The organism is Fructilactobacillus sp. X1R3C1 (assembly GCF_059901545.1).
Map to the genome: position 1 here is coordinate 53,692 of NZ_JBWXUT010000003.1, position 12,172 is coordinate 65,863.

Annotated in this window: 14 protein-coding genes; 2 read left to right on the forward strand and 12 right to left on the reverse strand. The window is 39.6% G+C overall.

The window, feature by feature from the left end:
- Positions 1 to 122: 122 nt before the first annotated feature.
- Positions 123 to 599 carry a MerR family transcriptional regulator gene (locus AC6UD8_RS04305; RefSeq protein ID WP_500699628.1) on the forward strand — a complete coding sequence of 159 codons (477 nt, stop codon included), beginning with the start codon at positions 123 to 125 and terminating at the stop codon, positions 597 to 599.
- Positions 600 to 628: 29 nt separating this feature from the next.
- Here AC6UD8_RS04305 and AC6UD8_RS04310 read toward each other — a convergent pair whose 3' ends face one another.
- A complete protein-coding gene (locus AC6UD8_RS04310; protein WP_500694015.1) occupies positions 629 to 1,327 on the reverse strand; it encodes a 2,3-diphosphoglycerate-dependent phosphoglycerate mutase in 699 nt (232 codons plus the stop codon).
- Positions 1,328 to 1,369: 42 nt separating this feature from the next.
- Complete coding sequence (locus AC6UD8_RS04315) at positions 1,370 to 2,488, reverse strand: AI-2E family transporter (RefSeq protein ID WP_500701226.1); 1,119 nt, start codon at positions 2,486 to 2,488, stop codon at positions 1,370 to 1,372.
- A 170-nt stretch (positions 2,489 to 2,658) separates the two neighbouring features.
- Here AC6UD8_RS04315 and AC6UD8_RS04320 point away from each other — a divergent pair, with 170 nt between their 5' ends.
- Entirely contained in the window at positions 2,659 to 3,837 is a 1,179-nt protein-coding gene (locus AC6UD8_RS04320; protein WP_500694017.1) for a class I SAM-dependent methyltransferase, read from the forward strand.
- 71 nt (positions 3,838 to 3,908) lie between these two features.
- Here the strand turns inward: AC6UD8_RS04320 and AC6UD8_RS04325 are convergent, their stop codons facing one another.
- The 10 genes from AC6UD8_RS04325 to AC6UD8_RS04370 all read right to left on the reverse strand — a co-directional run bounded on the left by AC6UD8_RS04325 (position 3,909) and on the right by AC6UD8_RS04370 (position 12,172).
- Positions 3,909 to 4,241, reverse strand: coding sequence for an AzlD domain-containing protein (locus tag AC6UD8_RS04325; protein WP_500694018.1), 333 nt, complete (start codon positions 4,239 to 4,241; stop codon positions 3,909 to 3,911).
- 15 nt (positions 4,242 to 4,256) lie between these two features.
- Positions 4,257 to 5,033: an AzlC family ABC transporter permease gene (locus AC6UD8_RS04330; protein ID WP_500694019.1), complete on the reverse strand. Its 777-nt coding sequence runs from the start codon at positions 5,031 to 5,033 to the stop codon at positions 4,257 to 4,259.
- 126 nt (positions 5,034 to 5,159) lie between these two features.
- A complete protein-coding gene (locus tag AC6UD8_RS04335; RefSeq protein WP_500699627.1) occupies positions 5,160 to 6,449 on the reverse strand; it encodes a D-alanyl-D-alanine carboxypeptidase family protein in 1,290 nt (429 codons plus the stop codon).
- The gene (locus AC6UD8_RS04340; RefSeq protein WP_500695786.1) at positions 6,430 to 7,617 is read right to left on the reverse strand and encodes a sensor histidine kinase; all 1,188 of its coding nucleotides are present in this window, start codon (positions 7,615 to 7,617) and stop codon (positions 6,430 to 6,432) included. Before AC6UD8_RS04340 ends, AC6UD8_RS04335 begins: the two co-directional genes overlap by 20 nt.
- 21 nt (positions 7,618 to 7,638) lie before the next feature.
- The gene (croR, locus tag AC6UD8_RS04345; RefSeq protein ID WP_500694021.1) at positions 7,639 to 8,325 is read right to left on the reverse strand and encodes a response regulator transcription factor CroR; all 687 of its coding nucleotides are present in this window, start codon (positions 8,323 to 8,325) and stop codon (positions 7,639 to 7,641) included.
- A gap of 138 nt (positions 8,326 to 8,463) precedes the next feature.
- Positions 8,464 to 9,204, reverse strand: a complete 741-nt coding sequence (locus tag AC6UD8_RS04350; RefSeq protein ID WP_500699626.1) for a DUF1129 family protein — start codon at positions 9,202 to 9,204, stop codon at positions 8,464 to 8,466.
- Positions 9,205 to 9,213: 9 nt separating this feature from the next.
- Entirely contained in the window at positions 9,214 to 10,311 is a 1,098-nt protein-coding gene (gene ychF, locus AC6UD8_RS04355) for a redox-regulated ATPase YchF (protein ID WP_500699625.1), read from the reverse strand.
- 14 nt (positions 10,312 to 10,325) lie between these two features.
- Positions 10,326 to 10,517, reverse strand: coding sequence for a DUF951 domain-containing protein (locus tag AC6UD8_RS04360; protein ID WP_500699624.1), 192 nt, complete (start codon positions 10,515 to 10,517; stop codon positions 10,326 to 10,328).
- Between the two features lie 13 nt (positions 10,518 to 10,530).
- Positions 10,531 to 11,415 carry a ParB/RepB/Spo0J family partition protein gene (locus AC6UD8_RS04365; protein WP_500699623.1) on the reverse strand — a complete coding sequence of 295 codons (885 nt, stop codon included), beginning with the start codon at positions 11,413 to 11,415 and terminating at the stop codon, positions 10,531 to 10,533.
- Positions 11,399 to 12,172, reverse strand: coding sequence for a ParA family protein (locus tag AC6UD8_RS04370; protein ID WP_500699622.1), 774 nt, complete (start codon positions 12,170 to 12,172; stop codon positions 11,399 to 11,401). The genes AC6UD8_RS04365 and AC6UD8_RS04370 overlap by 17 nt, the downstream gene beginning before the upstream one ends.

Here is a 12,172-nt window from a genome sequence, read left to right on the forward strand (position 1 = left end):
CTATACAACCATTCAATGTTTATGTCAATTTAATTGACACGCACATTATTTTACATATAATTAGTATTGTATTATTTAATGAATTCATCGAGTTTGATTAAGCATAGAAAGTAGGTAAACCCTTGGAAAATGAGAATGATCAAGACGTAGCTGACCTCAACGGACGACTCGGAAAAATCATCAAAAAAAATAACATTTCGGTTGGCATTGGTGATATTTCCAAATGCTCCGGTCTTTCCCAAAGTAAGATTCGCTACTGGGAGCAGCGAGGATACATTACTTCTTTACCAGTTCATAAAAATCAAAACAAGCGATATAGCATCTATACTCTAGTAACCGTTTTATTAATCAAATCCTATCTAGAGTCCGGCTTTACTTTAGCCACGGCAGTAGATAAGGCAAAACGTCACGAAGAAATCAGTAAAGTTTTTAAAAAATTAATCCTTGATCGGGTTCAATACGTTAAAACTAAAAATGACGACTACTGCATTAATATGGGACCTCTTTCAGACGACCCCAGTAAGTCTGTCATTATCAAAGTCAGCGATCGTGGTAGTAAAATCACACTAATGGATACAAAAAAGACACTTCCTAATTAATTAGGAGGTGTCTTTTGGTTTAGATTAAATTATTTATTTTCGCCTAATTTAACCTTGTCTAAAATGTTTAAGTCAGAGTCAATATCATAAACAATTGGTTGACCAGTAGCAATCTCAACGTTCATGATGTCTTCATCAGAGATTCCTTCAATGTACTTAGTTAAAGCACGAAGAGAGTTACCATGGGCAGCAACGATCACATTCTTGTTGTCTAACAATTTAGGAGCAATGTGATCTTGCCAGAATGGAATAACTCGTTCCAAAGTAACCTTTAAGTTCTCACCACCAGGGATCGCCTTTGGATCTAAGTCAGCGTAACGACGATCTTTGGCAGCTGAGCCTTCATCATTTGCGTCCAAAAGTGGAGGCAAAACATCGTATGAACGACGCCAGATGTGAACTTGTTCCTTACCGAATTTTTCAGCAGCTTCCGCCTTATTTTGGCCTTGAAGTGCACCATAGTGACGTTCGTTTAAACGCCAAGACTTCAAAACTGGAATCCATAATTGGTCACTTTCATCCAACACATAATTTAAAGTCTTGATAGCACGCTTTAAAACTGAAGTGTAAGCTTGGTCAAATTGAATGCCTGCTTCAGCAATTAATTTACCTGCATTTTTAGCCTGCTTAACTCCTTCTTCACTTAAGTCAACGTCGACCCAACCAGTGAATTGGTTCGATAAGTTCCATTCACTTTGGCCGTGTCTAACAAATACTAATTTAGCCATTGTAATTACCCCTCTTTTGTTTTTATACTAGTTCATTTTACATCATTTAAAACTTTTTTTCACTAACTTACTGATCTTACTAAACCAACCTGGTTTTCGATTTCTCGCCACTTCATCAACGTTTTGGACTCCCAAGACGTCCAGTAAAAAGGTGAAAACAGGAACCGAAACGATTAATCCCCACGTCCCAAAGATGTGTTCACCAACCAGGAGGACTACGAACGTAAAGAAGATTGGTAGTTCGGTCTTAGCCGACATGAACTTAGGGTTTAACACGTATGCTTCAAGTAGATGAACCAACATAATGATGATGAAGATGTATACCACGTATCTAAATCCACCTACAGTATAACCAATCAAGGTTAGAGGAATTAACGAAATAATAACCCCAGCCACCGGAATGAGGCTCAAGAAGAAAATCATGACAGCTAAGATCAAAAGCTGTGGAATTTGCATGATCCATAAACAAATCGTGGTAATGGTCGTGTTACAGATTGCGATAAAGAATTGGGCTTCAATCACTACCCCAAAGGTTTTGACGAAAGTCTTCGCGAAAAACAGGATATCCGAGAAGAACCACCCAAAAGTACTGGTTAAAAACTTCTTAGAAAAGCGCTTCACCTGTTTAAGTTCCAAGGTAAAAAAGAAACTCAAAAGTAGTGACAGGAACATAGCAATCCCAGTTGAACCAATGCTTGTAATGTAACTCCAAATCAGGTTCATACTTCCCTTAATCTGGTTTGGTACATTAAAGTTCTTTAGTAACCATAAAACCCACGAACGTAATTCTGGGTTTTTAATCGAATGGGGACTTTCATAAAAGGTAATTAGCGTCTTGGTTATTTCAACTCCCTGCTCAGCAATCTGGGGGAGGTACAGGACACTTACCAGTACAATGGCTCCCACAATTAATAAGTAAATCACAATGACCAAGATTGGAATCGGAATCTTAATCCGGGCCCGAATCCAAAGTACTAGCTTGGTTATTAATAACGTAAAGATAAAGGTCAAAAGAATGGTGGTCATCATTGAGCGACAGAGATACAGAACAACGACAATTAGCAACAAGACCACTGCCCGTCTTAATTTTGTGTTATTTAAAAATTTTTGCCACCAATTGGTTAAATTCTCCATTTTGGTTTTAATCCATCCCCTCTCCATCCATAATTCGTATTTAACACTTTACTCAAATCAATTTTAATAGTAGTACGTAATATTTTTATTATAGCATCTAATGTAATTTGTTAAAATTCATGTCAGTCTATTTTACGAGTTTCACAAAAAAAGGTTATAATGGCCATATAACTATTGAATTAAAGAGAGGTTTTTATATGCTTGAAAAGACGTTTTACAGTGAATTTATCAAACACAGTTTTAATATTCCATTAAAGGTAACATACTGGGATGGTTCTACCAAGACTTATGGTAAGGGTGAGCCTAAAGCTCACATTACCATCCACAAGGCAATTCCAATTAAAGATATTACCAGTAATGCTTCAATCGCTTTAGGTGAAGCATACATGGATGGTGTAATCACTGTTGAAGGGATTTCTTTAGAAGATTTAGTTGCAGCAGCTTACCTGGATAGCAGCAGTTTCTTACACAACAAGAAATTCATTAAGTGGCTACCAAAGTCTTCTCATTCAGAAGCAGCAAGTAAAAAAGATGTGCAAAAGCATTATGACATCGGAAATGAATTCTACAAAATTTGGCTGGATAAGACCATGACCTATTCATGCGGTTACTGGGAAAGTCCAGAAGATAGCCTGTACGATGCTCAGATGAATAAAGTTCATCACATCATCAAGAAACTAAACCCACAGCCTGGTGGTACTCTTTTAGATATCGGTTGTGGTTGGGGTACTTTAATGTTAGTTGCCGCTAAAGAATACGACCTAAAGGTTACTGGTGTGACCCTTAGTCAGGAACAATGCGACTACGTTAACGAACAGATCAAAAAATACGGTCTTGAAGACGTCGCTGAAGTCCGCCTTCAAGATTACCGTGAACTACCAAAGTCAGAAAAATGGGATTACATCACATCAGTCGGAATGTTTGAACACGTTGGGAAAGAAAATCTTGATGAATACTTCAAGGTCGTTTCAGACCACTTAGCGAAAAACGGAAACGCCCTCATCCATGGAATTACCAGACAACAAGGTGGTGCGATCAATGGTTGGTTAAATAAGTGGATCTTCCCTGGGGGTTACATCCCTGGTTTGACCGAAAACTTAGACCATATTATTGATAATGGCATGCAAATCTACGATCTTGAATCACTAAGAAGACACTACCAGAAGACTACGGAAACATGGGACAAAAACTTCAATGCGCACCGAAAAGAAATTGAAAATATGTTTGACGAACGTTTCTGCCGCATGTGGGACTTGTACCTTCAAGCCTGTGCCGCTTCATTTAAGGTTGGAAATATCGATGTCATGCAGTACCTCATTTCAAAGGGACCGGCTGGTGCATCACTTCCAATGACCCGTGACTACATGTACAAATAACTTAATATAATAGATAGTAAAAGACGTAACTTCATCAATTAAAGTTACGTCTTTTTGTTATCAAATATTCATTAAAGGACAAACGTTAACAGAAACACCGCCGCTAGTCCTGCCATCACTGAAACTAGCATAGATCGGGTCCAGTAAGCAATCCCAATTACCAACACAGCAGCGATTAACTCTGGTCCCTGACCACTAATCGAAAAGGCATATGACTGATTAATAAAAATATCCTTTACTACCAGCGAAGTAAACAGACAAATTGGTACAAATTCCATCCATTCGGTAAACCACTTTGGAATTTTGCGCTTTCTAAAAAATGCTAATGGTATAAATCTTGGAGCTAAAGCAACTAAAAAACACAGCAATATTAACAGAAAGTGTTGCATCGCATCCCATTTCATAACAATTCTCCCAACTTATTCCTTCGGTGTCCCCGCAGGGTTTTTAAACGTCTTAAGAAAAATACTTTTCTTGTTGGTCTTCCGTTTTCGACTCCGAAAGTATTTATCAAGCAAAAAACCGACGAACGATGCAACTAACGTCGCCGCAACTAATCCGAGTGTTGATTTAGTTAACACTAAGAAGAAGATCGCAAGGCCAGCAGCAAAAAGTGCAATAAACACTTTTAGCAAATCCTTTAACTGCATCACAATCATATACAAGAAGAGCGCTGTGAGTGCGAAATGCACCACGGTTAGATCAATTGTAAGAGCTGACCCAATTAAACTCCCCACTAAGTTACTAATGGTCCAGAAAAATAACGTAAAATGTTCTACTTGCAACGCATCCTTCGGGGTCCATTTCTTGTCAGTTGAAAACTTTAAATAGTTCACAGCGTAATTTTCGTCATTTAAAGAACAGGCAAAAAAGAACGTAAAGAGCGTGTTCTGCCCGTGAAGATACTTAGAAAGACTCGATCCTAATAATGCGTATCTAAGCTCTAGGAAAAACAGCATCAACACAATCGTTAGAAGTGGTGAATTAATGGTTAACATGGATGCGATCAAAAATTGGGCACCACCGGAAAAAACCAGTAGTGATACCAAAATCGTGTTAAACGTGTTAAATCCCGCGGCGTGTAGCAAAATCCCACACGCCAAACCAATTGGAATGTAACTCAAGTCTAAGGGAAACGAGACCTTGAAATTGGCTTTCCAAGTAGGTTCATTAGGATTCGGTACTAATTTTGTCAATTGAAATCCTCCACTTGATTTCTTGAATAAATAACCTAAAAAAATTAATTAACTTTTTGCGTACATTGTTCATTATAAGAAAAAATGGCAAAATAACAAACCATAATTTTGTTCTAATGGTAATTATCAGAAAAATTCCACAATTTCACGGAACAATCTCGAAAAGAAGCCAACCTTATCAACGCTTTGACAAGTAACGATTGGTGCTTTTCCACCATCATGATTTAAAAATTCCACCTTCTGATTTTTAAATCCAACCTGATTCGTTCCAACTTCCTGATTTTTAAGCACAGGAGCTGATACCGCATTGTCTTTAGCATGCTTTGAATCAAGTATAATTTGGTCGCTAAATTCATTTGGTTGAGAAACCTTGCCCCACAGGGTAACTGGTTTGCTCATCTTGACTTTAACCGTCCGTTTTTTCCCGTTAATCACCCTTAGATGATTCTCGGTAAATTGATCGTTATCGTACTCCATGGGGCGATAATTCTTGATTACGTGTTCCATTAAGTTCTTAGTAACGATAAACCGTTGATTAGGCTTAGCACCCATAACTACTGTGATAATGCGGTGATCATGGTGATTATCTAAAGTCCCCGCGAAGTTTTCACCCGCTTTCGTAGAAGTTCCCGTTTTTAGACCATCAACGTTTAAGGCTGGATCGTAATATCGTTGTCCCTTCAACATTTCGTTAGAGGTCTTGACAACTTCTTGCGGTTTATTATCAGTATCACCAAAGGTATACTGCGTTTTCTTAGTGGTTTTTAGAACATCAGGATACTGCGAAATAATTTTGGAAGAGATGATTGCCGTGTCTTTTGCTGACATCTCATTTTCAGAATCACCAGTCACCCTTGGCAAATTCATCGGTGCAACCTGTTTGTTAGTCAGACCACAGGCATTATAGAATTTGGCGTCTTTAATTCCCAATTCTTTGGCAGTTATTCGCATGGTTTTGGCAAAATTCTCACTGTTACCAGAGATTTTATCACCAAGCGCCATCGCACTCGCGTTAGCTGAACCAATCAGGGCCGTTGAATAGAGCGCCCTTACCGTGTATTTCTTATGGGCCTCTAATTTAACGTTGGTAAACCCTTTTTTGGTACTTAATTTGGCAACTGCAGGTGAAATATCCACCTTAGTGTCCCATTTCAATTGATGATCATGAACTCGTTTTTGAACTATGTATGCGGTGAGTAACTTACTCATCGAGGCTGCCGGTAAGTTTCTAGCAGCGTTTCTTTGATAAATAATCTGTCCTGATTTAGCGTCCACTGCAATGGCAGCTTTACTATCGATTTCGTTCGAGTTAGCCTTTGCCAAGGTCTCTGGAATCATTAAAACGAGCGCTAACGTCATGATTAAAAATGAAACGAGAAATTGATGACCACTATGATTACTTTTCTTGGTTTGCATTTTTCTCTCCTATCACATGTTTATTTTTCCGTAATGGATGCTTAACATCTAACGGAAGGTAAATCTTAAATGCGGTTAATTTTTTCGTTGAAGAAACGTTAATATAACCTCCCTGATTGGTGACAATCTCACGAACAATGGCAAGTCCTAAACCAGTTCCACCAGTTTTGGTATTTCGTGACTCCTCAACCCGGTAAAAACGATCAAAGATGTGATCTAGCGACCCCTTAGGGATCTGTTCGCCATCGTTTGAAACGATAATTTCAACTCCTTCACTACTAAATGGCTTAGCAGAAAGATAGATGTGACGTCCTCCCTTTCCATACTTAAAAGCATTCGAGATCAGATTATTAAATACCCGACCTAACGACTCCGCATTGGCTTTGATCGAAATATCGTGCTTGAGTGGCTTCATTTCAATCGTCATCTTGTGCTTAGATGCATCAAGTTTAAATGAGGTCTGAAGCTGCTCTAATAGCGCATTCACATCAATGTTATCAATTTTTTGCGAAGGCTTAGACTTGTCGCCCGCCTTAGCATACTCAAAAAGCCGATCCACTAATTGTTTCATTTGTTGCGCCTTTAAATAAGCAATATGTGAATACTTTAAAATGTCGTCTTCATTTTGATACTGACCGTCTTCAATGAGACCAAGGTATCCCAGAATTGAAGTTAGTGGCGTTCTTAAATCATGACTAACGCTAGTGACCAATTTGTCCTTTGAAGCTTCCACCTCTCGCTCATCATTCATGGATTCAATGACACTATCAACAAGCGCGTTGATACTTTGAATGACCCGCTCAGTATCTCCCTTTAATTCAAAGGGAATTCGATGGTCAAAATGCCCGTTCGCAATGTAATGCAATTCCGAAATAATGTGGCGGAGTTGCATTTGATGATAGCGCCGAATCAACCGCCAGTAAATAATAATGACATCGATCACGCCCATAGCAATGATGAAGAGATTCTCCCAGCTAAGTAGTCGAAAATGCATCGGGCCAAAGGTCACCGACTGCTTAATGATGAAGATTCCGTCCCTTAGACCCGGGTTACTCTCGATTGATTCAGTGATAATCACGGTAATCGCCAAGTTTAAAAGGAGTAATAATATTAAAGTAACTACTCCTTCAACAAATAATTCAGTTTTTTCTTTCGTCGTTAATTTCAAACTCAAGATTCCTCTTATTATTTATGCTTCCACTTTGTAGCCGACGCCCCAAACGGTTTGAATCACTTTTTCACCGCCAGTGGCTTCTTCAATCTTGTCACGTAAATGACTGACGTGGACCATGACGGTTTTAGCTGAAATGATACTTTCTTGTTTCCAAACGCGCTCAAAAATCTCATCAGCTGAAAAGACCCGGTTAGGATGGCTGGCAAGAAGGTACAAAATACCAAACTCCAGAGCGGTTAACTGGATTTCTTTGCCGTCTTCCGTCTTAACTTCGTGTGAATCCTTATTGATAGTCAGTGGACCCACGTTTAAAATGTCAGGCTTGTCCTTAGTGACATCGTTTTGACTTCTTCTAAGCAGGGAACGAACCCGTGCCATGATTTCCAATGGGTTAAATGGCTTGGTGACGTAATCATCAGCTCCAGAAACCAATCCCTGAATTTTATCCATATCAGCCGTTTTGGCGGACAACACAATGATCGGAATCTGGGAGTCTTTACGGATTTCTTTAATAACATCAATCCCACTCATTTCCGGCATCATGATGTCTAAAATTACCAAGCCAATGTCTGGCTCAGTGCGCAAAAGTGATAATGCATCACTACCGTTATAGGCTGAGATTGGTTCGTAACCTTCGTTTTTAATGTAGATTTCTAATAATTGTGCGATTTCTTTATCGTCATCAACAACTAAAATTTTCATTTTAATTACCTCGAATTCACTATTTTCTTTCAGTTTATCAGATTGAAAACAGAGATTAACCAAAATTGTTTTAATATTATAAACATTTAAACTTTCACATCAAAAAAATCGTAGATCAGTTGATCCACGATTCATTAATTAATTTCGGTTCCCGGTAAATAGTCCATTGGTAATTGGGAAACGATGACGCATGTACAAAATTCCCGCAATTCCAATCACACCAATCACTGCGTCAACAATCGGACTGGTAATCGGGTTGACCACTCTCGGAATATACGTTCCACCAAAGAAGACTAGCATCCAAATTGCGAACAATAGAACCATCATCAAAGCTCGAATGATGCCATTATATTTATGTTTTACTCCCGGAGCAAACAAGTTGGTCATAAGTGGCATCCCTGCACCAGCAACAATTGAGGAAACGAAGATTCCAGTAATCCCCATTACACCACCTTTTGATGCTTGCGAGGAATTAATGAAGAACATGGCCGCGTACAAGAAACAGAACAGGACCAAAAACCACAAAAAGTTGTACGTGGCATCAATCACGTAGGTGATGGGTGTCATCTTTTGGGGTTTCTTTGGCGGGTGAACCGTAACCTGCACTTTTTGAGCAACCGTTCCATACAGATTCTTTGCGGTAATCCCACTCTTTTGAGCCTTTTTTAGTTCGTTTACCATCGTACTGATCTGAGCAGCTTGCTTTTCTGGTTCCAATTTGGTTTCCGAAAGTTCCTGCTTAAACTTATACATATATTCAGCATTTCTCTTGGTCAAACCAACGTGATCAAATTGTTCTCGTTCAGCAATCTTAGTGTTTGAGTGATGTTGATGCTGTTTTGCTTTAGCATTTCGTTTTCGATTATCTTCCTCGCTCATAATTTCCTCCTAGACGTTGAACCTAAATTCGGCAATGTCACCATCCTGCATGACGTAATCCTTACCTTCAACCCGCAATTTTCCAGCCTCTTTAACGGCATTTTCACTCCCGTATTTATCCAGGTCTTCAAAGGACATAATTTCAGCTCGAATGAAGCCCCGTTCAAAATCAGAATGGATAATTCCGGCGGCTTGAGGTGCTTTAGTGCCCTTCTTGAAGGTCCAGGCTTTGGTCTCTTTGCCACCTGCAGTAAAGAAGGTTTCCAGTCCAAGCAATTTGTATGAAGCCCGAATTAACTTATTTAGACCGGGTTCACTAACTCCTTCAGCCTCAAGAAAGTCAGCTTTGTCATCATCACCTAGTTCAGCAATTTCCTGCTCAGTTTCAGCCGCAATCCCAATTGCCTGGGCTCCATGCTTTTGAGCATAGTCCTTAACTAGTTTGAAGTACTTGTCACTTTCTGGATCAGCCATCGATTCTTCACTGATGTTAGCGACATACAAAACGGGCTTTGAAGTTAAAAGAAACAATCCCTTAACGATTTTCTGCTCGTCTTCATCAAAATCAATATCCCGAACAGCACCACCATCTTCAAGCACCGGTTTAATCTTGTTTAAAACATCCAGTTCTTCCTTGGCTTCGTCCGAGCCTTTTGCTGCTCTTTGAACTTTTCCAATTCGTTTATCAACGGCATCTAAATCAGCAATTCCAAGTTCGACGTTGATCGTTTCAATATCGCCAATGGGGTCAACGGTTCCCGTAACTGAGGTAATATTGTCATCATCAAAAGCCCGAACAACGTGGACAATGGCGTCCACTTGACGAATGTTTTCAAGAAACTTGTTTCCAAGCCCTTCACCTTTACTAGCACCCTTTACAATCCCCGCAATATCGGTAAATTCAAAAGTAGTTGGTACCACCTTTTTAGCCGGGATTAACTCCTGAATCCGGTCCAGCCGTTTATCTGGCACTTCTACCATTCCTACGTTTGGATCAATCGTTGCAAAAGGATAGTTAGCCATTTCAGCACCAGCTTTAGTAATGGCATTAAAAAGTGTTGACTTACCAACGTTCGGCAACCCAACGATTCCCGCTGTTAAAGACATCCTGCTTACCTCTTTTAATTAATTTCTTCGTGTTTTTCTAGTATTTTCTTCAAACGTTTCTCAAATTGTCGTCGACTGATCATCACAATGTGACCACATCCCATGCACTGAACCTTAATGTCAGCACCCATTCGAATGATTTTCCATCGATTGGTGCCGCAGGGATGCTGTTTCTTCATTGCAACGATATCATGCATTTCATACATAAAAATATCCTCCCTAGTCGAGATGAATATCCAATAGGTCTAAAATTCGGTTCAAATCTTCATTTGACATATAATCAATCTGGATTTGTCCCTTACCAAGCTTAGAATTGGTCTCATTAATCAAAACTTTAGTTCCAAATTTATCTTGAAGCTGGTCCTCGCTCTCTTTAATGTAGGGAGACTTGGACTTTTTCACTGGTCGTTTACTCTTGGTTGAGTGAGCCTTATTAGCCTTGGCAATTAACTTTTCTAACTGTCTAACCGTGAGGGTTTCATCCTTAGCCTTAGCAGCTAAATTCAAAAGTTGTGATTTTTCTTTGACCGATAAAAGGGCCCGGGCCTGCCCCATTGAAAGTTGCTTTTTTTGCAGCATATCCTTAACGGATTGTGGCAACCCCAGCAAACGAAGATAATTGGCAATGTAAGGGCGGCTCTTACCTAAACGCTCTGAAACTTGTGCTTGCGTTAAATTCAGTTTCGTCATTAAAGTATCGTACGCTTGAGCTTCTTCTAGTGGATTAAGGTCCTCACGCTGTAAGTTTTCCATTACAGCGATTTCCATCATTTGCTCTTCGGTAGCATCACGAATGATTGCTGGAATTTTGGCCTTCCCAGCAGCTTTAGATGCCCGAAATCGACGTTCACCAGCAATAATCTGGTAATTATGATTATCAACATCGTGGCGCACAATAATTGGCTGAAAAACTCCTGATTCTTTAATGGACTGGGTTAAATCGTCAAGAGCCTTCTGATCAAATTTCTTTCTTGGTTGATAAGGATTAGGCGAAATTTCGGTTAGGTCAAGATCAACAACTGCTTCGTCATTACTATTAACGTCATTGTCCTTAAACAATGCTTCAATTCCACGTCCTAATCCCTTACTATTTTTGTTGGTCATGGGCAGCTAACACTTCCTTTGTCAATTCCATGTATACTTTGGCGCCTTTTGATTTGGCATCATAGTCAATGATCGGCAGTCCATGACTGGGAGCTTCCGATAAACGAACGTTTCTGGGGATGACGGTGGTGTACACCTTATCCTTAAAAAACTTTCTAACCTCACCATTGACTTGTGCTCCAAGATTAGTACGGGAATCAAACATAGTCAATAACACTCCCTCAATCTTGAGGTTGGGATTAAAGTGTTTCTGTACCAAACCAATGGTATTAAGTAATTGGCTCAGTCCCTCTAAGGCGTAATACTCAGACTGAACCGGGATCAAAATCGAATCACTGGCAGTAAAAGCGTTAATCGTGATTAATCCTAAAGAAGGTGGGCAATCAATTAAAATGTAATCGTACTTGTCAGAGATACTCTCAAGTGCCGTTTTCAATCGAGTCTCACGCGCCATCATGGGGGTCAACTCAATCTCTGCTCCAGATAATTGAATGGTAGCAGGGACAATATCGAGATTTTGATGAGCTGAATGTAGAATAACGTCTTCGATCGGCTCTTCATTAACTAAAACATCATAAATATCTTTATTAATTTTTTGCTTACTAAGACCAACGCCACTAGTGGCATTTCCCTGGGCATCGGCATCAACCAGCAGGACTTTCTTGCCCTTTGTGGCTAGGTCAGCCCCCAGATTAACAGCAGTCGTGGTCTTACCAACGCCACCCTTTTGATTTGCAAGCGATATAACGGTTCCCAT